Origin of the sequence: Tannerella forsythia, from assembly GCF_003860135.1 — a bacterium.
GTDB lineage: Bacteria > Bacteroidota > Bacteroidia > Bacteroidales > Tannerellaceae > Tannerella > Tannerella forsythia_A.
Map to the genome: position 1 here is coordinate 1 of NZ_RQYN01000050.1, position 23,660 is coordinate 23,660.

Consider the following 23,660-nt stretch of genomic DNA (forward strand, 5'->3'; position numbering starts at 1 on the left):
ATTATATACATAGATATGTAATAATATATGATTATTATTATCTATATATAAATATATAAAAATAGTTAATGTATTACAAATAAAAGTTATTAAAAAGATTAATATAAAAATATGTATATATTTGCCACAAAAAAACTATGGGAAAAATTTTACCGGGCATTGTGCTCGCTTTTGCAAATTCAAAAGGAGGAAGTGGAAAAAGTACACTAACATCTGTGCTTGCTGGCTATCTTAACAAATTCGGAAAAGAACATCATCTAAATATCGCAGTGATAGACGCCGACGATGCACAGAACTCGTTAGGAAAAATGCGACAACGCGAAACATCTGAATTAGATGGCGTAAACAAAGAAGACGAATATGAAATAATAAACATTTCATCAAGCGAGATTAAAAATTATATCGAATACATGAAAAAAACATTTGATATAATCTTAATCGATTTCCCGGGAAATATCAAACAAGCAGGAGTAATAGAAGGATTACACCTTGTTGACATTGTAATAATACCTTTTGAAACAAACAGAATTAGCTTAGACGGGACTCTTGAATTTTACAATATTTACAAGCAAATTCCTGAAGCTCGAAAAATGAACTCGTTAAAAACAGTTGTTAAAGGAGTACCCAACCGTGTTACCCCAAACCTGATTGAGTATAAAGAACTAATTGCTAATAAAGAAATTCTTCCCTTCCAATTGATGGATAATCACATAAAGGAAAGTAAAGTAAGTATGCAGCGAAATATTACAACAATCTCAAAAGAATATACAAACGACTGTAACGATTTTTGCGAAGAAATATTAAGTATAATAACAAATTTCATAAATTAAAAAAATGGGAACGAAAGACAACAAATTCGCGACGCTGCTTAGGTCAGCACAAAACATGGAAAAAGGGGTAAGTAATATCAAGTCTGTTGCAGAAGCAGAACCAGAAACAAATATTGAACATGTAGAATCAGAAAACAAAGAAAAAAGGCGCAACAAAAAAGAACTTTCGGAAAAAAATCAAATCAGCTTCCTGTTTGAAAAATCGGACAAAGAAGACAGGTCTGAAGCTGTTCGAATACCAGCGGACATCCATCGAAAATTGAAATTGTTAGCGTCTTGCTCAAATACAAGCATCGCATTAATATTGAGCAATATTTTGTATGAATTCTTTGATTCGAATGAAACAAGCATTCAGAACTACATTAAATCAGAGATAAAATAATGGGGATATTTTTCCGAAAGTATCGAAAAAACAGGAAAAAGGGATGTTTGACGAAATAAAAAGGTGTTTTTTCGGTCATTTCTTTGTTTTTTGAGGCTGGTATATGTTATTATAACATAGGTTCTTTTTTAAGTTTTTAAGTTTTTAAGAATAATGGTGGTTAGTTTTAGACATCTGGAAAAGAAAATCGCTTGTTTTTTAGGGTTTAATCTTTTTCTCAATGGTGGTTAGTTTTAGACATCTGGGGTTAAAGGTGGCGACTTTTAGACATCTAAAAATGCAAAGGTGGCGACTTTTAGACATCTAAAAATGCAAAGGTGGTTAGTTTTAGACATCTGGAAAGGCGTTTTTTCTTAAAAGGTGGTTAGTTTTAGACATCTGGAAGTTGATGACCGAGTATTACGATTAATAGAATAAGAAATGAAAGAAAAAGAGAATATAAATCGCGTGCCACGTGCATTAACGAATAATTTAAATTCAAAGTTGATGGATCAGCTTTTTGACTTGATCCCGGGAAGTAATGTTATTGTAGACCTTATTGTCTTTTTATCACAGCATCAAGTTTGTGATTTATTTGGTGAGTCGTGGTTTTCTATACAAGATTTTTGTAAGAAAATGGGATATAATCGCACAATGTTAGAAAGTAGGCTCTCAAAAGAAAAATTGAAAGAGATCACTGGTAAGGATGCTCCTGTTTATATACAGCATGACGAAAATAATAATCCTATTTATTATCATAACATTGAAACTTCTTTTGAAGCTGCTTTGTATAAATTGACAGAAACAAATTTAATGTTTCCGTACGTCCGTGATGGGGTTACATTTTACTCTGGAATACAAATCATCGATTCTTTCGGTATAAAAGATAATTTTCAGACAAAGAAGAAGACCAAACGCCTTTATTCTGCCAAACTGGGGAAGAAGATTGTTGACACGTTGTTTTATGATTACAATCTGATTGATACAAGTGACTACCGAGCTTTACCAAATCGCTCAGGTTATAAAAGATTCTATTTACAACTATCGCGCATGGTTTCAATCGTAAAATGGAAAATTACTAAAAACGAGGTTCCATTTTTTACCCAGACAGTAAATGAATTGGCTTACATTTTCGATGTAAACAATAAAGAAAACAAACAAAGAAAAAAACAAATAACAAAGATCCTTAACGCCATTAACTCCCGACTAACGACGACAAAATTTAATTACGAATACATTAAAGGAGTCAATCAACGTTATGCATACACGGTAAAATTTTATTTCTCAAAAGATACACTTGATTTCTTCAACGAAGAATACAAGGCTGTATTTACAGATCGTTTCTTTAAGTCTGTTATTAACTATTACCTGAAGAATATTGCACATGCTCCGGCCCATGAAATCGGGGAGAAGGTTCAAGAAATCATGTCTGATCATGAAAGAGAACAACAATTTCATGAATGGTTCTATTCTGAAGCAGACATCAGACTAAAACGTGCTATATACGTAGATGAATTCAGAAAAGCATTCGGGAAGTCTCCTGAAGATGTTGGGTTCGATCCAAAGAAGTTCGTATTTTAATTATCAATTATTTTTATTTGCTTTATTTTTGTCCGAATATTAACTTTGCGGAAATTTTATCAAAGATGGAAATGACTTTAGATGAAGCATTTAAGGACTTAATCAGTAGGAGAAAATGGTATGCGAACACATCTGGCAGCTTTCAACAAGCGCAAAAAGACAAAAGCAGATATTTAAAAGGTTTCTATGTACCTGAGGAGCGAATAAGAAAATATCTTTCAGAAGCAGGTTGGGAACAAGCGCAACAAGAAAAGTGGAAAAAAAAGGATGTTTTTTAACTATATTTAACATACTTATTTAACGCATTTCCCAAAAAACCTCTACCTTTGTGAATAAAATAATTGTTCGTTCAAACAAACGACCGTTTATTTAAACTGTTTTTCTTCCCAAATCCCCCCTTGCTTTATTCATTTTATTAAACTTTGGGCGTTCCGGCTAAGCCGTCGGGCTATCCGCACTCACTCTTTTTTCTTTTTAAAAAAAGAGTTTAAACAAACGCTACTATCCCTAACGCATTAGCCCCCCTTCAGGGGAGAGCGGAAGGACGAACAAGTTTTTCAATTCAATCAAGATTGAACAGTAAAACCCATTCGTCCTGATTTTATACAAACATGTCTCCGATTTCCATAACAACGACTGGTAAGCATCCGTTCCGGATTTGCTTACCGTCTCTGATATTTCAATCGGAGACAAGTTTGAGTTACTTTCGGAAAAAATATATTCTAAAACCCTCTATATTGCTCGTTTTTAGCCTTTTAAAACACAGTTAATTAAACCTAAAATCACAGTTAAAATATGCAAAAAGCTTGCATAAATGTAGCGCATACACTATATTTGTATTGTAATTAAAAATTAAAACGTGCGGGTGACACGATAAAGACTACCGAAGAAATTATGAAATATATGTTTGTTTATTTTGACGCAGAAGAAAATGATTTATTCTCGAAAGAATTTACTTGTTACTCTCTTAAAGAAGCGAGAGATTTAGCTCTTACGCTCCTTGGAGAGGATATGTGTGGCGCAAGTTATATCGAAATCACGGCTGAAGATGACAGCGTGATAAGAGAGAAAGTATTTTATATGCAATAACACAACCCCGCCCCGACCGGGGTCGGGGCTTTTTTATAGATATGAAAGATAACGAACAATTCACCCCCGAACTCGACCGGTTCCGGATCGGGCGGAGGGTGAAAGAGGTACGCAAAATGCGCGGGCTGACGCAAAAGCAGCTCGCGGAGAAGCTCGGTACCACCCCCTCGACAATCGCCACTATTGAGCGCGGGCGGTATAATTTCAAGATCGAAACGCTTTCGACTGTTGCGCGGGCGTTAGGTTGCGAAATCGATTTAGTTGAAGAAAGAAACTCAATCCCCCAATAATGGCTGACGTAATCGCATATATTTTTGTATGTTTGTCACGTGTTTAATCGTACTGCGTTGAAGAATTGAAATATTAATTATCAATACGAATTTTTCGTATTATAAAGAGTAAAAGAGCCCGGTTGGGCTCTCTTAATTTTTAATTACAACTTGCTCCATGCGTCTTTTCATAAGGCGCATGGAGCTTTCTTTTTTTATTCGCACTATTGTAGAATACAAAAAGCCCATCCGGGCTTTCTTGATTATTAATTAGAACTTGCACCCCGCTCCAGCTTACCGGACGGGGAGACTTAGAGAACCTTTGTGTTATCGATTCGTAACCTCATAAATTCCGTGTAGGCGCTTCTGTTTCTCAACTCGCGTCCGGATGTAATCGATTAACAAAATCTTATTATCTATTCCGTAGATTTTCAAAACCGGATGCGTCTTGTCTCCGGAAATAATCGTTACAGTCTTATTCAGGAATATCATCTGTATGAGTGATTGTGTTTCTTCATAATCGACGACGCGATATAACTCTATATAATCTCGTTTTTTATAGAAAACGCCTCTTTTAAGCTGAATCCGTTCTTCCGTTATATGCCAGGAAGTGCAAAACAACATATCAATATAGGTGTAGACCAATACTAAAAAAAGAAATAAGCTTAAATAAAGCATACCTTCTCCTAAGTATTGATCGTCTATATAACCTCTGAATATTAGCAATCCAAAGGCTATTACAAGTATTATAAAATACTTGCATAGCCAATAAATTGGTTTTGGGCAAAGAAACATATTCTCACCGTTTACTGTTGAATGTAAGCTGTGTAATGCTATCCTGAGAAGACATCGTTTTAGTATATATCTCCTGATTGTTTTTATACACTGTTACCTTTACAATTGATGGCGTCTCTCCAGTATTTCCCACACCCACTGTTATCATGATATTTTCTACCCCATCCATTGTCTCATAACTCGATTTTCCAACAGGAAGTCGTGCTGTTGTGATTGAAGTAAGCTGTGTATTTTCGCCCTTGATATTATCACGAATATATGTGCTGTTGTCTATCTGATCTCCTTTGAGAATATGAAACGACAGTAAAGATATTGTACCTTCATCACCGGAAGTATCTATATCTACCCGATATATGGCTTTCCGCCCTATATCAGGATCATTATTTTTTCCGCAGTTTGTTAATGCAAAGGCGAACAACATGCTCAAGCCTGCCAATAATAGTCTTTTCCTTGTTTTCATGTTTTTTCTTATTAAATTATTACTTGTCTCTTATCATTAAATCTGATTATTCGAGAAAACGACGGTTAAATATCGATGCAAGTCCTAACACGGCCAGCACGAAAAAAATAAATTTAAACGACGCCTTCACCAAAAATACGATGATTGCAAATACAACCTTTGCCACAGAAATTAAAACCTGAAGCACTTTTGACGCCTTCCTTTTTTGTGTCGTTTTCATATTAAGATTATTTTTAGTAAGCTGTTTAAGATCAGTAAAGATACGATTTTTTAAACGATAAATCAATTTTTCTCTTGTTTTTTTCTGAATTTTACTTCCTCCAAAAGATTGTTGACCTGCTGTATAATATTAGCATAATTCTTATCGATAATCTCTTCTAATATCTGTTTGTCCATCTCTTCATTTCCAGTTTGTACCGGCATGGAGAAAGCTGGTATTTCTTCTGAAATATACTTGCATATGTTGAATTGTGTATTAAAGTAAGGAGGACGGCCATTCGCTACTTTTCCAACAAAATGGCCGGCCGGTTGCCCGGCAACGTCCCTGGCTCTTAAAATTTTCTCCTTTTGTAAAGATTCTGTTTGACTCCCGACTCCAGAATCTTGCTTTGAGATTGAACGCTGCGCCTCCCGTTTTTCTCCGAATAAGTTCTCTATATCTCTTGCCGTTTTATCATTTCCGGTCATGCCGAACGCCTGCGTACCACAGCTTGAACGAAGTATATTCGCACTCTTTTCGCCATAATCTCTGACAGCCTGATTAAAGTCCTGAACGGCTAATATCGTACTGACATTATGCTTTCTTGCAGTTCCTATGAAAGTATCTATTCCTTGAAGATTTACGGTTGGAAATTCATCCACCATGAAGACGCTTGCTACTTTGCCGGGGTTGTTCATCTGCGCCATTATAACACTACAGATGCAGCTGATAGGCGGAGATATTGCTTCTTTTATGCTCGGAGCGTTTCCGATACATAAGAGAGTAGGATGATCCGGATTCGTTATGTCTAATGAAAATTCTTCCTCCGGAAGAGGAGATAGTACCCAGAAAATATATTTGTTGTTTAACAACACTAATGGCGTCTGGGCACTTGATACAGCTCCGGCCGTCTGTTGTTGTGCGCCTAATCGGTAGGCTGTCAACATTGACGACATATTCAAAGCAATTTCCGTATCTTCGGCCAGCCATTCAAACACCAAATCCGAATCACTCAAACAAAAGGCTATCACATGAGCCAAGGTATTTATACCTAAATCTCTTTGTTTATAACATTTGTATGCGATCGAATAAACATAGTTTATTGCGTTGTTTGCCCAAAAATCTGTTTTTTCTTTCCACGCCGGCTCGAGATTTTTCATCAGCGTAACGGCAATGTTCCGAATAAAAAGAGATTCCGCACTTCGAGGCATATATTTTTCGGAAAAAACATTGACCCGGGCTGTACGCGTCATGTCCGTAAAATTAATAAATGCGAAGTTCGGAGTTTTTCTCCCTCTTTCACGAAAATGGCGAATGCTACCATACGCTATTTGTGCAAGGATTGGAGAATTTTTCTTCGACGGATCTCCTTCCCAATCGTAAATGAAGCCTGCGTAATTCCGTTCTGCACATTGGTAGATCATTCCTTTTATCCAACTTTCTGACTTACCGGATCCAGGCCCTCCGTCGATGTAAATATTTTGCTGTGGTTTGTGGATCCTTAACACCCCATCCTGCGTTTCAAGACGAAAATAAAAATCCGATTCTTCATCGGATATCCCAAAAATAGACTTATCCGATTCAATATGAGGAGTTAGAAAATAAGGGATTGTATATACTACCATTAATGTATAGCCAATCCATACTATCGGAAAAATAATCAGGTTATAAATGGATGATACCGGGGTAAAGCCAACGAGAAGAGCTGCCGCTAATATGATGGTCGTAAATGTATACATCCATTTCTTTGTTTCATCACGATCTTTTTGTACAGGAAAAAGAAAAGCCGTCGCCGCAACAACGACAATATAGATAAATCGAAAAAGATAGCCTTTCTCGATTATTTTGTATAAACGGCTTGATAAAGCACTGCTGAATACGTACAATTCATTAATTGTTTGATATTGATAAGCGATTGTTAGGCCGATTACCACACACAACAGAATTAGTACAGACGACAAACTTTTCTTTTCCTGATCCATGACTTTACTTCTCCGTACTACTACCGCACAACTCGATTTTCCAAACATTCATCGTTATGTTTGGAACAGTTGTGCCGTCTTCACGCTCATAAACATTGACACTAATGTCGCCCGATACATAAACCATCGTTCCCTTTTTCAGGTATTCGACTACTTTTGATGGACGATTTAAAAAACAGCTGATCCATGTCGTCTTTTCTTCGCCGGAAGCCGTTTTTAAATTTGAGGAGACATTGAAGCATATGCTTACTTTTTTCTCTTCTCTTTTTATCTCTTTCGCATCTGCTCCGAGATATCCCAATACATTTCCTGTAAACATAAATAATATTTTTAAAATGAATTAATTCTACTTTTTGGTATTATGATAGGCACGCCAATAAACAATGATAAGGCATGTTGCCATAAATAACGTTACACCCACAAACAGAATGGGGTGTTCGCATATGAATTCTAATAGTTTTCGGTTCATATCATCATACTTTTTAATGGTTCTTGATTCTTGATCTGAAAAGAAAATAGTTCCGATAGGATCGGCTTTATTTCATGCGGTATATAGTCCTTATTACTCATTGCAGATAACAAGTTTTTCGCAAAAGAGATTCCTATATCTTTCATTTGAGAAAGCTCTTTAACGTTCTTCTCTATTACGGCTGAAAAAAAAGCAAATGATGCCGCAAACGAAATAGCCGGGTAATACTTTGAAGCCAATTCTTTGGCTTTCTCGTATTCTTCACGACCCTGCCCTCTGTTATTCAGATAAAACTGTATATCTGATTTTGCGATTCGCTGGTTGGGCTGCTTTATTCCTTTTACGGTGACACCGAGAGCTGACTTCCATGTATTAAGAGAAAATATATGAATGTCTTTGATGTCCGGATTAAGCAAAACCGGAAGCTCCCTGTATAATCTGTAAAAGTTATATAGAGGACTGTCGGATATCGCATACTCCGGAAGCAGATCACGCTTGTTTCGATCTTCTAATAACAGGTCTATTTCTTCAGTCTTATAATACCAAAACTCTTGCTTTTCTGTCAACAAGTTGACGACAGGAACAGGAACAATTCCGGGATCAATATCCGGGACACATTGAAGCATTTTATCTTCAAGAAACAAACGGCATGGAATACCGAAAGTATCTCCGGCATTTACCACCGTGCAATGATACTTTACTTGATTGCCGGCATCTATCAATTTCTTGACATCTTCTGACAAATCATGATACGAAAATGCGAGCGTAACAGTCTTCTTATCATCCGATATAGAAGATTTAATATAGATATTGTCATCGATGTAAACCTTATCGGACAAAACAAGTTCTTGTTTTGTCAGCACGTCCGAAATCATTTTACTTGATTTATTGACATCGGACAAGATGGTTTGAATGAATTTAGGCTCTTCTTGCAATGCGGAAAGCCAGCTCTTTAGATATTGAGCGTTTTCTTCTCTCACATAGGAGCATATCCCTAAAGATTGACACATTAACGCAGCTGTCAGCTCGGCAATCAATTCTTCTTTTGCATATTTCGGGTCACCAAAAACACTATCTTTTGCGATACGGTTTAATCTCGCCTCTGAACCTGTGCTGTGTGACATTTCATGCAAAATTGTTGAGTAAAAAGACTCACCATCTATAAACTGCCCTTTGACAGGGATAACGATCTCATCTCTGGTAGGAGAATAGTATGCATATTTCGACTCACGAAGATGAATCGGACACAACCAAGCATTATCGTTAAGCATTAGGTCTATCTTTGGACAGGCAAGCATATTCTTGTCATCCTTCAGCTCCGGTACCTCAAAACGCTTTTTTAAAGCGGCCCATTTGTCCGGATGTACCTCCGGATAATTCGTCTGCTCAATATTAAAAACAGAATAGCTTTTCAGAAATCCGCTTTTTTTGCATGATTTACGTTCCTCGACAGACAAATTATTGTAAGCATCTTCCGAAATACTGTTTCCCTTCTTGTCTTTATATGTGAACCCCCAATATACTATCGGAAAAGATTTCTCTCCTTTGTTTACTCTCACCTTTTCCTGTTGTGCTTGCAAAAAGGTTAAATAAACCGGTAATTTATAACTCTTGTATTCTCGATGTAAATAGAGCATAAACGAGTTAAAACCGCTATACACACGACCGGAAAGATTTTGAGGAAACCCGACACCCATCATCGAGAACCATGGCTGTCTTGCCTTTTTATCGTCTGATAGCGATTTGATTTTATCAATCATCAAATTGGCAAATGTTTGTAATGCCTTATTAATTGGTGTTTCCATGTTGAGTTATTTATTTTTTAACCTGAATCAAACATACCTTATCTGACCTTATCTGCTTATATGATATTTTTTTCATATTCAATAAGCCACTCTTCCGCGCTTTCCGGCGTAGGGATTATGCCTTTTTCTTTCATCTCTGCCAAAAAAGCATTGGCCAGTTCTTTTTGTCCGAGTAGAAATTGTAACATGTCGATTTCTCCATTCTGACATTGCTGTACTAATTCATCATAATTTTCCATTTCCATATCATTTTTATTTATAACTACATATCTGCAAACGCTTTATTAACCAAGCCGCCGGCTTGCCTGGTCTTATCATGGCTTTGACCCTGACTTTTTCCTTTCTCCGGGTCATTCTGCGCAAGTTTTACATTGGCCAATGTCGCTTTATCTTTTGTTTCTTGAGTGCCCGGATCAAATCCGAAGAAGGCTTGTAACCTTCTGCATGAAGTTTCATTATCGTATCAAAATCATCTTTAGAAACGGCATTTTGAAGCCTGATTTCTTGCTCTCCCCGTTTTTCAACGTCCGGATTCAGAAAAGTACCTTTTTCTTCTGTTACTTTTTCCTCTTGTATTTTTTCCTGCTGCGATCCTTTTCCATCAAGTAGATATCCCCTTTCAAAAGCATAGTCATAAAACGATCTTCCAGTATAGCAGACTTTATTTTCATGATCTATGATAGTAAAGGCGTCCTTCAATGCTCCGTTTTTTTCTTTCAATCCTTCCCATCTTACGACAGAGATGTTTTTTTCCGAAAGTAAGTTCCGGATGTAATCCGGATTGTTTGCTTCTTCTTTATTGAAGAACTGACAAAGATTTTTTTTGGATATTTCCTGAAGGTTGTCTATTGTCTTTTCTTCTCATTCCCCTTTTCATAGCGTAATTCGCCTTTGTTATATTCTTCTGAATAGCCCAACTCTTTGGCAATCGCACGAAATTGACCTACGTTCTGAAAAGCGTATTCTTTTAATAGTTCTTGCTTTTTGCCTTGAAAAGAAAATAATTCCGATAGGATCGGCTTTATTTCATGCGGTATATAATTTTTCTTGTACATCTCATTGAGTAGATCAGAAGAAGGAATAAAACCAGACTTACTGATGTCAATCAGTTCTTTTACATTCTTTTCCACAACAGCAGAGAAAAAAGAAAAAGATACAGAAAATGGTATGACCGGATAATATTTTGAAGCTAACTCTCTCACTTTCTCATATTCTCTACGACCTGTCTCTCTATTTCCTAAATATCTATGTATATCTTCATCCGATATTTTTTGACTTGGTTGTTTGATTCCTTTTATAGTGACGTCGATAACACACTTCCATGTATTGAGAGACGATATATGAATGTCTTTGATGTCCGGATTAATTACCACCGGTAATTTTTTGTATATGTTATAAAATTCGTTTAACGGACTGTAAACCATGGCACATTCAGGAAGAACTCCGCTATTTCTATACTGTTTCTCTATTATTCGATCTACTTCTTCCGGCTCATAATACCAGAGTTCTTCTCTTCCTGTAAGATAATTATTAACTCTGACATAATGTAAATCAGGGTCAGAAACGTCTTTACAACACAGTCTCTCATCATGTAAGTATAACACCCCTGGAAAACAAACAACCCTATCTCGACTACTATTACCTTCTGAGTAATAGCAGTGATGATGGACGAATTCACCGTTTTTCAGTCTATCTTGTACTGATTTCTCTAACTTTTCAAGAGTTAAATCAGTGCGAATAGTCTGTTTGTCGGATAAATTATAGTCAAGTTGGGCCGCACTCTTTATTTCTTCCGGGAAATACAATGCTTCATCATCAATAAGATCTTCCACTGTCATTGGATTTTCTTCCCAATCAAGCTGGGCCGCACTCTTTATTATATAATCCATAGTACTATAATATTTAACTACATGTCTGAAAACGCTTTATTAACTAAACCAACGGCCTGCCTGGTCTTATCATGGCTTTGGCCCTGACTTTTTCCTTTCTCCGGGTCATTCTGCGCAAGTTTTACATTGGCCAATGTCGCTTTATCTTTTGTTTCTGGATCGAATCCGCAGAAGGTTTGTAACCTTCTGCATGAAGTTCCATTATCGCCGCAAAATCACCTTTGGAAATGGCATTTTGAAGTTTGGCTTCTTGCTCTCTCTGTTTCTCAGTGTCCGGATCCAGAGAAGTACCCTTTTCTTCTGTTACTTTTTCCTCTTGTATTTTTTCCTCTGTTACATTCTGCCCGGCGACAGATAAATCCATTTTTTCCTGTGCTGCAATCAGACCAAATGCTTCTTCCTTTGATAGTTGTTGTATGTTTGCGAATTGAATCCCTCGCATGTCTTCTGTTAAAGACACATCTGCCATAATAAAATGTCCTTCCTTCGTTTGTATCAATTGATTGTCTAATGAATATCCATTCGCAAGAAGGGCCTTATCGGCAAGAGTTAACTCACGGCCTGAATAATCCATACCTCGGCCGATTACATTAGGAACAGCAAGTTCTTTGTTTGTACGCACAATTACAGCGTTCAATTCTCTGTCTACTTGTAAGAAAATATTGTCTTTTTCTTTGCCTACGAGGACAATCTTTCCTTGTAATAGCTCATTTTTATTGTCCTCGGTTAATCGACGTCCCAGGATCGAATCCGGAATAACTAATGTCTCTTTTTTGTAGAAAACAGAAATGCCGTTCTCGGTCAGACGAACTTTCGCCTGTTTTCCGTTAATTTCCCTCATATCTGACATGACGCCTTTTTCCTGCTGCGATCCTTTTCCATCGAGTAAATACCCCCTCTCAAAAGCATAGTCATAAAAAGATCGTCCTGTATAGCAGACTTTGTTTTCGTGATCTATGATAGTAAAGGCATCCTTCATGGCTCCGTCTTTTTCTTTCAATCCTTCCCATCTTACGACAGAGATGTTTTTCTCTGAAAGTAAGTTGCGTATGTAATCCGGATTGTTGGCTTCTTCTTTATTGAAGAACTGACAAAGATTTTTTTTGGATATTTCCTGAAGGTTGTCTATTGTCTTTTCTTCTTTCCCCTTTTCATAGCGTAATTCGCCTTTGTTATATTCCTCTGAATAGCCGAGTTCTTTAGCAATCGCACGAAATTGACCTACGTTCTGAAAAGCGTATTCTTTTAATGTTTCCTCGATTCTCATAGCTAATTTAATTTTTGGGTGTTTAGGAGATATTCGTTCAGTATTTCTATTTGCATATGGCGACCACCGCCCTTTTCGAACATTTCGATAAGAAATACCTTGTCGTCGGGTATTGTAAACTTGTTAAAAACAAGAATAAATCGGTTGTCTGTTTTCCCTGCAATCTTTTTGTTAAAGTCTGCCGAGTAAACAGGATCGACTTGTATTTCTTGTTGTGTTGAATTTTTATTCGTCTTTAGATCGCGAACAAAACACTTGATGAAGTCTATATCATAATCAATATTCGTGAAGTTTTTAATATCGAATGAAAAAAACAAATATTCATTATGAACAAACAGATTCGCTAATGACATCTCTAATTTGTTTTTTATTACGCCAACACTAAAGATATTTCGACGCTTTTGTTTTAGACGATTCATTAATATACTCATCTCGTCACTGTTTACGGCTAACAGCGCGGTATACTTTCTATCATTATCAAGATTGTAGGTATGACTTTCGCTTTCTCCTGTTTTGATAGATATTTCGTATAATCCAAAATTGGCATCAACAGCAAACAAGTTAGATTCCGGTATAGTATCTAACGTAGTTCCCAACTTCACCATGTTGTTGCTATACTCACAGCCTAATGCTTCTTCATTACCATGCCAACAGTAAATTACGTTGTTCGGAAAGAATATATTTACAACGTTTCGGTTGTTTATCAGTACATCGTAATTTTCTCTGTATATGTCATTGTTTGCATATGCAACAAATCCGTAAGGCATATGCTCCGGAAGATACCTAACTTTAAACGGAAAAACGGAACCATTTTGGCAAACGACCGTTAATCCGATTGTGTCGGTAAATTGTTCCTCGACAACTTGTAAACGGATAATATGAGGAACATTCGTTATAAGATTTGCATTGATACAGTCTTCCCTGTTATAACTAATATCGATGACCGGGGCTGGAAATACAAGATGCGTCGTTTTGTCAAACGAAACATACACAGTTTGTACCGTTGCAATGGTACGCATGGGTACTTCCTGACCGTAACTGCTAATGATACCAAGAAAGGCCGCTAAAAACACATAGAAAAACTTTCTCATAAATTACACTTTTTGAATGAAACCTAAATAGATATTTATTCCCCATAGCAGAAGAAGATCAAGACATAATGCAACAACCCAGAACTTTATTTCTTGAAAAGAAGCCTGTTCTTTTCGTTTTGCATATATCTTATATACTATAAAAACGGCAATTAACCCGAGAGGGATTGTTATCAAGTCCATATGCTTATATATTTTGGTTATACAACTGATCTAATACCGTTTGCAAGGTATTTTCTTGTTTGGGCTCTAACTCTTTCATGTAAATTCGTAGAGCCTCTTTTTCCTTTTGTTCTCTTGCCTTGCGCTCATCCTTCGTTTCTTCATGAATATAGAGCTGGTAGTTCGCTTTTAAGTCAATTCTAATCAAGTTAAGGTACGATTGTATGATCTGCCTTGTCGTTTGACTTACTGCGTTAATCGCAGATGTTATTTCTGCTGTTATTGTTCCGATACTTGACAAAGGAAGCCTGATGCCTGACGTCAGACTTTGTTCAGCCTGTTTTTTTGCCTTAGCTTTTAAGTTGTTCGGTATATTGAGCCCCTCGATTGCATCATTATCATAAATAATATAGCTTACAGGGGTTATATATGAACCGATGCGGATATTTTCAACGGTGATCCGCAAACGTGTTCCACCGCCTCCGGCAGTTCCGTAAAAGATCGTGTTCTTGGGTATTTCTTGCCCATTTAAGACAATAGCTTCTAACAAACGTAAGCGTACTGTTCCACCGGAAATCAACGTCTGATTGCCATGAACGCAGGCTCTTATTAAATTAGGTCGTATATCCGGAACATCTTTCATACGCCGTTGGCGCTTTCCTGATTCGTCAATGATAAACGGCTTTTCTTCAGTGCTGGGCTCTGAAGATGCACCTGAAGATGGTTCCGGTTCCGGGACAGAAGCCTTCTTTTCTTCCGGAGGGAGAATACCTAATTGTGTGTATAGCTCTTTAGACTTCTTTATTTCTTCAGCCTGTTCTCTTTTTATTTCTCCACGTCTCACATATTCGTCTATAACATCCTCAATTTCTTGCTGCTGATAAGCCCTTTCCGTATCTTCCAAGTTTTTGGCGATACGGTCGGAATAACGTCGTGAACGTGAACAACGTGGATTATTCCCTCCGTCTTCTATCTCATCATAATAAGGATTATTTCCGGACGGACTATAGTCATCTTCATAAAACGAATTACCTACTCCTCTCTGCATCTTTTCCACTGCATATCGTTCATAGTCTTCTTGTTCGCGATCGCGCATGTTCTTGTAGAAATCCATTCCCCGAAGCTGAAGATTTCTTTTGCGTTCTTCTTCTCTTTTATCACGATCGTATGCCGTAATTTTATCTTTGACGGAGGTATCTTCTTCTGACATCGGTTCAAATTTCGTTACTGCTTCTTTTTCTTTTTTTTCCTCTTTTTTCTCTTTGCTGAACAGAAAAAAGAGAAGAAAAAGAAATGCACCCATGAGTAACGGAATAAGCATTAAAAGCTTATTATTACCCTTTATCCATTGTTGTATTTTCTCATTCATCTTGGTAAGATTTATTTGTACGTTCTTCTTCATTTGTCGTCGCTCTCGGTTCCGAGTAACGAACAATCCAATCTTCTATTTTTACACCGTGCGGATTTTCTGACGACCGGTCTACATCATATAAAGTAAAATCGACAAATACATCACGTGCAGAACTGCCCCGGGAACGAAATCCCATTTGCGTAAAATAGATTTTGCCGGATACCGGCAGCGTTGTTATATTCAATTCGATATCTTTCAACAATACACCATATCGAATATTTTTCTGTATTAACGAGTTGTACATGTCAACATCCCTGTATTCGGAAAGAAGCTCTTTGCCTCGATTCCCGATCCAATGTAACGCAGTCTGGATGTTCTTCTCATAGTTGCTTTCGTCAAAAGCATACCATGTATTAACAAACATCTTTATATGGTTCTCATACTCATACTTTCGCATTTGAGCTGATTCGACAGTCGTAGTCTCATAGACCTTGCCTGAAGTATCTATCACAAGTGCATGCGAATAAGCTTTATCTATCTTATTTGAGAGATAGATAAAGCAACTGACGAAAGCGATTGCCATAATGCCGCCGAACAACAACGCTAATATAGTTGTCGCTTTCATCGTTTTATCAATAGCTTTAAAATTAGTCAAATCCATCTTTATTCACCTTTTATAATACTCTTTCCGGCAGATGCGGCCTGACCAACATTTCCAGCAGCACCCAATCCTTTTGCTGCCGCAGCTCCGCCTGCCGCAATCATAGCAGCACTTGAAAGCAACGCCATAGTCTTTGATGCCAGTTGTCCCATATCACGATGACCCACGATCTTGGAAGAAAGCCAAAAAACACTACAATAGCAACCGATCATGGCCAGGTCGATTGGGATCATCTCCGCCGCTCCAAACGTCGAAGCTGCCGGATTGCTTAAATCAAAATTCCACATGTCTTTAAAGAGCTTCCACATGATGCAATTCATGATATTGATCACGGTAAAAGATATCCCAAGCGAGCAGACCGATCCAAACCAAACGTTGATTTGACGGCGAAATACCGGAAGCATCGAGAAGCCGAAAACGAAAGGCCCAAGTATAATCATCACCTTCAGGGCAACTGTCGCAAACCCCATAACAACAAGCTGTATAATTCCTCCGATTGCCCACGCGACCGCGTGTAATAACGCTATTCCAAAGTTCATTGGATTTAAATAGCCGCATAATTCCGACAAACTGGCTTTTATCTCCTCGTTGTTGACTGCATTTTTATCAGCCTCATGCTGTTCAATCTTATTCAATTCATTTTGCGCCGCTGCCTGATTAGCCCCTCCTTTTTTAACTGCTTCTTCTAACGCTCCTTTTTCGCCCAGTGATTTCTGCTCTTTCTCTTTATAATATTCAAATGCCTGTGCCCACTCTAGCTGTGTGTCCGCAGTTAATGCAGACGTTTGATTGATGGCCTCTAATGTTCCCACAATTGTTTTTGCAATCGGCGTGTACAAAGAGAGGCAGAGAAACAAGACAATACAACGAGCAATATCCATCATGTCCGGGAACGGCTCTTCTTGACCGAACAAATTACTTGCGCCGGAGCGCAAGTAATTATAGGCTACGTTACAGAGAAAACCGATTGTAGCGATTCCTAGACCCACAACTGTCGTTTTTCCGATCAATGACATTGTTAAGTCATCATTGATCTTCAATCCCCATAAGAAATCTTCCATAATTTATTTGGCGTAACGGTTAAAACACAACCTTTTACCATTCGCGAAATTGTCTTTCATATAATCCTCTTTCGCTTGCTTCCGAATCGCACGAGAAGCCATGGCGTTATATTCCTTCATCTTTTGCGATGATTCTTCCATAACGTCCCTGGCTTGTTTTACGAACGCCAGCCGCCCCTCGCTGTTCATGTCGAAATAGTTTTGTACAGTAATCACTTTATCCAGCAAATCCGTCCCTATCCGAAAATCCATGTTCACAGATTGGAAATTCAAAAACTTCAAACAATCATAGTTCGAACTTAAGTTGATGTAGAAATTGAACTCTGACTGCAAACAAGCAACATCATCGGCCATACTCGCCAGCTCTTTTAAGGCCTGTAGTTCTTTTAATGCTTTCATCCTTTGCAGTCCCTTACGCAAATCTTGTGCATCATCAAACTGCTGCACTTGCTGTTTCCAGCGAGCAAGATTCTTAATAAACTCCAATCCTTGCACAACAATGTGTGGCGGGTCGGTAACAACAAACTGTGCATTACTATGAGTTGAACAACATACAACTCCAATGACTAACACAATCAAAAATCTTAACTTTTTCATATCTATAAATTTAAAATGTGAATAAATGCCTTATGGCGTTCCTTTAAAAATCTATCCAACAACCTGAAAAGCGATAAAAAAGATAACAACAACAATCCAAGCAATTAAGTACTCTTTTGCATGGGGCTTATGTGTCGCTAAAGCATACACCACAAAGCCCAAAGCAACTGCCAATATTGCGGAAAAAATATATCCGCCAATCTTATACCCTCCTGTATTGAGGTCTGAAATCTTAGGCGTTAATTCGCCCAATCCTGCTAATGCCTCTTCCATAATAAACGCATATTCTCTTTTATATTTTTACATTATATGTCTTTTAGTTTGCTCCTCTAAATATAATCTGATCGCAGTTGCTGTAGAACCAGTCTCTTTGAACAGTTGCCGGACTCTTACGACTGTCGCCTGCCGAGAATCAAAAGCAACACCTGTGAACGGAGCGACTTCATTCCGGAAGACATAAGAATCACTTCCCAATTTGATAAAGAATTCACGCCAGACGTTGCCGTTCGTTTGCAAAGATTCTATGCGAGCAATTTCTTCTTCTGTTATGGAAAGAATATTTTGGATTTCGGGAAGATTACTTCTATGCTCCGAATGATCCAGTATGACCTTTGTTGCACAGTTAATAAGTACAGAGTCTTTAATCGACGGAGGAAGATTTTTTAAAAACAAAACATTTTGAGCCGCTAACGTGATCGATCCTTCTTTCTTGCGAAATGTTCGGTATAAGTACGCGATGAATGAACCGAACTTCTCATCTTGTAAGAAATCTAATGCTTCATCGATAATCAACTCTTTGCTAACCCCTTGACGCTTTTTGATTTTATCAATTACCATTTGCAGGGTAATGATGGCCACCAAGGGGAAATAGTCTTTTTTGGAAGCATTCTCCATGTCGAACGCAATCAGACGATCATTGACGATATCCACCGTTTCCGTTGCGTTGAGCAGGAACGATAGATGACCCTCGGTATAAGGAGCTAATAGATAAATTAGCTCTTCTACATCAAAATTGCGGGTTTGATAGTCCGACATCTCTTTCGAAAATTTTTCTTGTAGAAAAATTCTATAGTTTATCAAATTCGGGAATATGCGGTCATGGTTGGGGCCAACACTCGAATTATTCACATACTTATAGAACGCCTTGATTGAGTCGTTTAATATGTTTGCTTCAGAGCGTGTCATCGTATCGCGTCCTTTCCAAATGTATGATAAAATAGCAGCAATCGAGTCAATAGTATCATTCGCAGACTCTTCGTCCGTGTCATCGATGTACTTGTATCTTCCTGAACGATCTTTTTCGCATAAAAACGGGTTGAAGGCAAATTTACTTTGTTCAGCCGAATCAAAGTATTTGCCGCCGTTCAACTCAATCATAGATCGATAGCTGCCCCCGATATCTATAATCATCACGTCCCGACCCAGCTCATATGATTGTAGAATATAATTGTTTTCCCAAAATGATTTGCCGGATCCTGAGGGGCCGATGACTATGCGATTTTTATTTACCAGTTTGGGGTAGTTCCACATGTCAATTTTAACCGGCTTACCGAACCTGTCGACGTAGATATGTCCTTTAGCAGACGATATATATATATTATCTTTTTGAAGATAACATATAGCCTGCTTTGTCGTGTTGATAAATCCCCGATAATTTGATCTTGCGTTTCCGGGAATATTGCAGAAAAACAAGTTTAATAGTTCTGCATTTTCAACATAACAACTTGATTGATTCATAAATGAAAATCCTTGCTGAACCAACGCTATTTTGCGAGCTAATGCCTGTCTGTCCGTATCACTTATGATAACGTTAAAAGCCGTATAAGCTGTTTGATAATCGAATTTCCCAATTTCATTTACGAAATTTTCCTGATCTTTTTGCTTTTCCAGCGCAGGTGGGTAAAAGTGTGCAATATAGTTCAGACTTTGTTTCTCGGCATTGACGGCGGCGACTGTCGCGTCTGTATCTGTAATTTCGATAACGATATTAACGACGTGATCAAAAGGAAGACCCAGACCCAACGGATACATCATAGAGCATTTGCTTTTGATATTCTCCGGAAGATCAATTTTCGTACCATACGATTTCGATTTCCCTGTACTCGGTTGGTTGCTTTCATATAGATGATCTCCTTCTGCTGACAAGGACAATACAGCGACGAATTGATTTCCTATTTTGACATCGTAAGACTTGGTAACGCTAATCGGATTTAATGTTTTATTCGTAGCATCATCGCATGGAGTATTATATGACAAGTTCATATAATCGAAGACCGCATTATTCAATTCTTGCCCTGTCATTTTTTTTATCGAGAATTGGGTAATGCTTGAAAGGCCGTTCTCAAAGTTCATCAACATTGATTCCATCTCTATGATCTGTTTCTCATAATCCTTGTAAGGTTGTTTGAATGGATAGTTCAAACGACGCATCAGCGATGTATTGGCGGCCGATCTGCGTACTTTTTTTGTTACCTTCCCTGTAAAGGTAACGTATAAGTTCGTATATGAATTTATTATATCTTTCCCTTCGTAAGCACTTAAATTTTCTGCTATTAGTGGATTTGTTGAATATTCTTTGTTATGATATTGTTCTGTATAAAAGAAATTTTGCTGATGAACAACTGTCCCGGCCGGAAGCATTTTAAAAAGTCCTTCCAAGCGCTCATGAAGATATTTAACGTCTTCATCCGAGAGAGTAAACACTTCAGGGAGAAACATCCGATATCCTACCGTTATATCGCCATTGCCATTCACAATCGCAGTATCATTGATGAACTGTATCGGAATAACAGCTGATAAATCGAGTGCCTTATCCGATACAGAAACTTCGGACGGCCGTAGATAGAATATTGATAATATAAGCAACATCAACATTACAATTATCCCTAATAATACAATCGTTCCTACCATATTAAGATTTATATATCAATTTGAAAACTTTATTCTTGTCGACGATTTTGAATGGAGTAGCAGATTTTATTGAAACACTCGTCAAATAATCCGGATTTCCTTTTTTATGTTCAACTACCAGCTGCCTAAATAAGAAACCCGAGAGAGTTATTTGCAGCGCAACAATAGCAACCATAAGCAAGGAATTTATTTGCGTCGCAACTAAAACAACAATTAAAATCATTGTAAACAACAGATACAAACCAAATTGAAGGCTTGTCAATCCGAAAAACTTAATCGGACGATTCATTTTTCTAAGTGTGTTTAACATTACTTTCGGAAAAATATTACAGGTTTATATTTGTAGCTTGTAGTGGTCGTCCATAGTGCTACTAATCTATGGACGACCTTTTTAATACTAAATAATCAGCCATGCAATCACTACTACAATAGCAGCGATAATCCATCCGATCAGATATTCTTTTGCGTGAGGATTGCTCGTTTTCAAAGTATAGACAACAAAGACAAACCCGATTGCAACGCTTAGAGATAGAACACCGAGGGTCGATATAGATGCACTTCTATAATAGTCGTGATATTTTTGATTATAATAATCAGACTCATATCTCGCACTAAGTTGATCTTTAGCCGTTGATTCGACTAAATAATCAGCCATGCGATCACTACTACAACAACAGCGATAATCCATCCGATCAAATATTCTTTTGCGTGAGGATTGCTCGTCGCCAAGGCATATACCACAAAAATAAGTCCAATCGCAAGAGCGCTTGAAACAACATATTTACCGATATTGATAATTGTATCGGTGCTTTCCTTGGCTTTCTCTTCAATCTCCGAGATGGATTGAATTTTTAGACCTTGTGCCGTAGCAACAGATGTTTCTATCGCTGCCGGAACAGTAAATAAGAATAACAATGTTAATGTTACAAGTGTTAACGGTCTCTTGGCAATACGTTTAATCGAAATAATTTTTTCTTTCATATCCTTTAAATTTAAATTTATATAGTTAAACATGTATGTTCTTTAAATTCTCGAACGCTATTGAATGATAGCGTATGAATACCTTTTGCGGTTCCGGATCTTCTTCTTTTTTGCCTGTATAGTAATATTTTCTTTGAGAAATAAACATGTCGGCCAACTCTTCAGAAATATTTTCTGTTTCGTTTGAAAAAACAACTGTGATAGTTGGTTGTTGACATAACATATTCGTACTTGTAGAGACCGGAAGAAGATAATCTTTATCCTCTGTATTCGCTTTTCGATTAATCGAAAACAGGAAAATAAAAAGCATCCCTAATATTGCTATTGCTATTACACAAGTGCCCATATCGCTAAGTAAATTGAGAGAGCAACGAGATAAGTAATAATGTGTCCTTTTACGCGTTCATGGTTAGTTACTAATTGCTTTGCAATCGATAGACCATAAAAGACAAAGCCAAGCCCTATGATATAGCCCGCGTTTTGTTTAAATAATGACATTAGCTCGCCTAAACTTCCGCCTTGTATCTGTAATAGTGTCATCATCGTATTATTAACTAATAAAGCAGATATTTAAGGCCTACCCCCCAAAGTGTGTTCCACTTCTTTAATCGTGAAAAAGGGCTCCATTGTTGCTCCATTTGTCCCAGGATTGCAATTCTTGAAGTGATGAAGAACTCCCCTTCTAAACTTACTTTCGGGCCCATGACGAACCGGACTTGTTCGTCCGGGTTTCGATATACTTCAACACCTAAGAAAGTGCCAACCGATCCGTTTAACCAAAGAGATGTTCTATTCGTTGCTAACGTCTTGAAATAATTTACATCTCCATAGAAAGCACGTCCAGTACTGCATTCTATATTATATACCGCATTCTTATCTGTTTCCGTTCCGGAAACGAGAAGTTTATATGTAAATGATTTTTCAAGAAAATTTAATCCGCCTTTCCAATATGTTGTTCTATTCTTATAACGTGATATAGAAATGTTTAGATGCGTATTATCCCGGCCAAAGATATTTAATCCATAACTCATATCAATGGCTCTAACCCCACTGTAATGCCGTTGTGCTTTAACGCTGCATACTCCTCCTATCCCTATAATAAAAAGGGCAATTATTAATTTTTTCATACCTCTCCATTTTTTCCATAGTTTAAATAAACGGTCGCTTATTTGAACTGATATAAAAATCACTATTAGCAGTTTAAAAATACAGTTCAATTAATTATCTTTGCATCAAGAGATATTTAACTTAAATTACTATGATATACGGATACATGCGCGTTAGCACAAGTGAACAAAGTTTCAACAGTCAGAAGTTACTGTTATTAGAATTCGATTGTGATAAGATATTCTATGAAAAGTCATCTGGGGTAAAACACAGGAAAGAATTAAAACGTTTGCTTAACATGCTCAAAGAAGGTGATTCTCTTGTAGTAACAAGATTAGATAGACTCGGAAGGACGTTGAAAGAGTTGATACATATCGTTGAACTGCTATCGCATAAAGGAGTCCATTTTATCTCCGTGATTGATAAAATCGATACCTCGACTTCAATTGGCAGATTATTTTTTCATATCAACGCTGCTTATGCTCAATTTGAAAGAGAAAGACTGGTCGCACGAACCAAAGAGGGCCTTGAAGCTGCACGACAGGCAGGGAAGTCATTAGGCAGAAAGCCGGGGTTAACAGAATCAGGAAAAAAGAAAGCCGAATACGCTGCTGCTTTGTACAATAGCAGTACATACTACAGCATTTCAGAACTTTGCGATATTGTAGAAGTATCACGTGCTACTCTATATAAATATTTAAGGCTTAAAGGAGCTATAGATTAGAAATTTGTAAAATAAAATA

At 37.4% G+C, this 23,660-nt stretch carries 29 protein-coding genes; 7 read left to right on the forward strand and 22 right to left on the reverse strand.

Annotated elements, in window-relative coordinates:
• Positions 1-137 precede the first annotated feature (137 nt).
• The 6 genes from EII41_RS11110 to EII41_RS11135 all read left to right on the forward strand — a co-directional run bounded on the left by EII41_RS11110 (position 138) and on the right by EII41_RS11135 (position 4,151).
• A complete protein-coding gene (locus tag EII41_RS11110) occupies positions 138-830 on the forward strand; it encodes a ParA family protein (protein ID WP_124790633.1) in 693 nt (230 codons plus the stop codon).
• A 4-nt stretch (positions 831-834) separates the two neighbouring features.
• Positions 835-1,212: a hypothetical protein gene (locus EII41_RS11115; protein ID WP_124790634.1), complete on the forward strand. Its 378-nt coding sequence runs from the start codon at positions 835-837 to the stop codon at positions 1,210-1,212.
• Positions 1,213-1,632: 420 nt separating this feature from the next.
• On the forward strand, positions 1,633-2,772 hold the full coding sequence (locus tag EII41_RS11120) for a hypothetical protein (protein WP_124790635.1): 1,140 nt from the start codon (positions 1,633-1,635) through the stop codon (positions 2,770-2,772).
• A gap of 65 nt (positions 2,773-2,837) precedes the next feature.
• The gene (locus tag EII41_RS11125) at positions 2,838-3,050 is read left to right on the forward strand and encodes a hypothetical protein (protein WP_260425562.1); all 213 of its coding nucleotides are present in this window, start codon (positions 2,838-2,840) and stop codon (positions 3,048-3,050) included.
• Between the two features lie 616 nt (positions 3,051-3,666).
• Positions 3,667-3,861, forward strand: coding sequence for a hypothetical protein (locus tag EII41_RS11130; protein WP_124790636.1), 195 nt, complete (start codon positions 3,667-3,669; stop codon positions 3,859-3,861).
• Between the two features lie 41 nt (positions 3,862-3,902).
• Positions 3,903-4,151, forward strand: a complete 249-nt coding sequence (locus tag EII41_RS11135) for a helix-turn-helix transcriptional regulator (RefSeq protein WP_124790637.1) — start codon at positions 3,903-3,905, stop codon at positions 4,149-4,151.
• Positions 4,152-4,457: 306 nt separating this feature from the next.
• On the opposite strand, the gene EII41_RS14785 is transcribed toward EII41_RS11135, so the two are convergent.
• From EII41_RS14785 to EII41_RS11245, 22 genes are all read right to left on the reverse strand, one after another.
• A complete protein-coding gene (locus tag EII41_RS14785) occupies positions 4,458-4,925 on the reverse strand; it encodes a PH domain-containing protein (protein ID WP_124790638.1) in 468 nt (155 codons plus the stop codon).
• A gap of 4 nt (positions 4,926-4,929) precedes the next feature.
• On the reverse strand, positions 4,930-5,385 hold the full coding sequence (locus tag EII41_RS11145; RefSeq protein WP_124790639.1) for a beta-barrel fold lipoprotein: 456 nt from the start codon (positions 5,383-5,385) through the stop codon (positions 4,930-4,932).
• 46 nt (positions 5,386-5,431) lie between these two features.
• Positions 5,432-5,605, reverse strand: coding sequence for a hypothetical protein (locus EII41_RS14185; RefSeq protein ID WP_185711904.1), 174 nt, complete (start codon positions 5,603-5,605; stop codon positions 5,432-5,434).
• Between the two features lie 62 nt (positions 5,606-5,667).
• Positions 5,668-7,566 carry a type IV secretory system conjugative DNA transfer family protein gene (locus tag EII41_RS11150; RefSeq protein ID WP_124790640.1) on the reverse strand — a complete coding sequence of 633 codons (1,899 nt, stop codon included), beginning with the start codon at positions 7,564-7,566 and terminating at the stop codon, positions 5,668-5,670.
• A gap of 4 nt (positions 7,567-7,570) precedes the next feature.
• Positions 7,571-7,885 carry a single-stranded DNA-binding protein gene (locus EII41_RS11155; protein WP_124790641.1) on the reverse strand — a complete coding sequence of 105 codons (315 nt, stop codon included), beginning with the start codon at positions 7,883-7,885 and terminating at the stop codon, positions 7,571-7,573.
• Positions 7,886-8,031: 146 nt separating this feature from the next.
• Positions 8,032-9,840: an ArdC family protein gene (locus EII41_RS11160; protein ID WP_124790642.1), complete on the reverse strand. Its 1,809-nt coding sequence runs from the start codon at positions 9,838-9,840 to the stop codon at positions 8,032-8,034.
• A gap of 56 nt (positions 9,841-9,896) precedes the next feature.
• Entirely contained in the window at positions 9,897-10,085 is a 189-nt protein-coding gene (locus tag EII41_RS11165; protein ID WP_260425563.1) for a hypothetical protein, read from the reverse strand.
• Between the two features lie 121 nt (positions 10,086-10,206).
• Positions 10,207-10,560: a hypothetical protein gene (locus EII41_RS11170; protein WP_124790643.1), complete on the reverse strand. Its 354-nt coding sequence runs from the start codon at positions 10,558-10,560 to the stop codon at positions 10,207-10,209.
• 125 nt (positions 10,561-10,685) lie between these two features.
• Positions 10,686-11,729 (reverse strand): hypothetical protein, encoded by a 1,044-nt coding sequence (locus tag EII41_RS11175; protein WP_124790644.1) that lies wholly within the window; start codon positions 11,727-11,729, stop codon positions 10,686-10,688.
• Between the two features lie 121 nt (positions 11,730-11,850).
• Positions 11,851-12,996 (reverse strand): hypothetical protein, encoded by a 1,146-nt coding sequence (locus EII41_RS11180; protein WP_124790645.1) that lies wholly within the window; start codon positions 12,994-12,996, stop codon positions 11,851-11,853.
• A gap of 2 nt (positions 12,997-12,998) precedes the next feature.
• Entirely contained in the window at positions 12,999-14,087 is a 1,089-nt protein-coding gene (locus tag EII41_RS11185) for a DUF4138 domain-containing protein (protein WP_124790646.1), read from the reverse strand.
• Positions 14,088-14,274: 187 nt separating this feature from the next.
• Entirely contained in the window at positions 14,275-15,651 is a 1,377-nt protein-coding gene (traM, locus tag EII41_RS11190; protein ID WP_124790647.1) for a conjugative transposon protein TraM, read from the reverse strand.
• Positions 15,611-16,261: a hypothetical protein gene (locus tag EII41_RS11195; RefSeq protein WP_124790648.1), complete on the reverse strand. Its 651-nt coding sequence runs from the start codon at positions 16,259-16,261 to the stop codon at positions 15,611-15,613. Before EII41_RS11195 ends, traM begins: the two co-directional genes overlap by 41 nt.
• A gap of 2 nt (positions 16,262-16,263) precedes the next feature.
• Entirely contained in the window at positions 16,264-17,322 is a 1,059-nt protein-coding gene (locus EII41_RS11200; RefSeq protein ID WP_124790649.1) for a type IV secretion system protein, read from the reverse strand.
• 3 nt (positions 17,323-17,325) lie between these two features.
• Entirely contained in the window at positions 17,326-17,919 is a 594-nt protein-coding gene (locus EII41_RS11205) for a hypothetical protein (RefSeq protein WP_124790650.1), read from the reverse strand.
• Positions 17,920-17,970: 51 nt separating this feature from the next.
• Positions 17,971-18,192, reverse strand: coding sequence for a hypothetical protein (locus EII41_RS11210; protein ID WP_124790651.1), 222 nt, complete (start codon positions 18,190-18,192; stop codon positions 17,971-17,973).
• A gap of 27 nt (positions 18,193-18,219) precedes the next feature.
• Positions 18,220-20,829, reverse strand: a complete 2,610-nt coding sequence (locus EII41_RS11215; protein ID WP_124790652.1) for a TraG family conjugative transposon ATPase — start codon at positions 20,827-20,829, stop codon at positions 18,220-18,222.
• A gap of 397 nt (positions 20,830-21,226) precedes the next feature.
• Positions 21,227-21,484, reverse strand: a complete 258-nt coding sequence (locus tag EII41_RS11225; RefSeq protein ID WP_124790654.1) for a hypothetical protein — start codon at positions 21,482-21,484, stop codon at positions 21,227-21,229.
• A complete protein-coding gene (locus EII41_RS11230) occupies positions 21,469-21,810 on the reverse strand; it encodes a hypothetical protein (RefSeq protein ID WP_124790655.1) in 342 nt (113 codons plus the stop codon). The genes EII41_RS11225 and EII41_RS11230 overlap by 16 nt, the downstream gene beginning before the upstream one ends.
• 25 nt (positions 21,811-21,835) lie before the next feature.
• Positions 21,836-22,156: a hypothetical protein gene (locus EII41_RS11235; RefSeq protein ID WP_124790656.1), complete on the reverse strand. Its 321-nt coding sequence runs from the start codon at positions 22,154-22,156 to the stop codon at positions 21,836-21,838.
• A complete protein-coding gene (locus EII41_RS11240; protein ID WP_124790657.1) occupies positions 22,141-22,353 on the reverse strand; it encodes a hypothetical protein in 213 nt (70 codons plus the stop codon). The genes EII41_RS11235 and EII41_RS11240 overlap by 16 nt, the downstream gene beginning before the upstream one ends.
• Positions 22,354-22,364: 11 nt before the next feature.
• Positions 22,365-22,937, reverse strand: a complete 573-nt coding sequence (locus EII41_RS11245; RefSeq protein ID WP_124790658.1) for a conjugal transfer protein TraO — start codon at positions 22,935-22,937, stop codon at positions 22,365-22,367.
• A gap of 146 nt (positions 22,938-23,083) precedes the next feature.
• Between EII41_RS11245 and EII41_RS11250 the strand changes: the two genes are divergently transcribed.
• Positions 23,084-23,641: a recombinase family protein gene (locus EII41_RS11250; protein ID WP_260425564.1), complete on the forward strand. Its 558-nt coding sequence runs from the start codon at positions 23,084-23,086 to the stop codon at positions 23,639-23,641.
• Positions 23,642-23,660 lie beyond the last annotated feature (19 nt).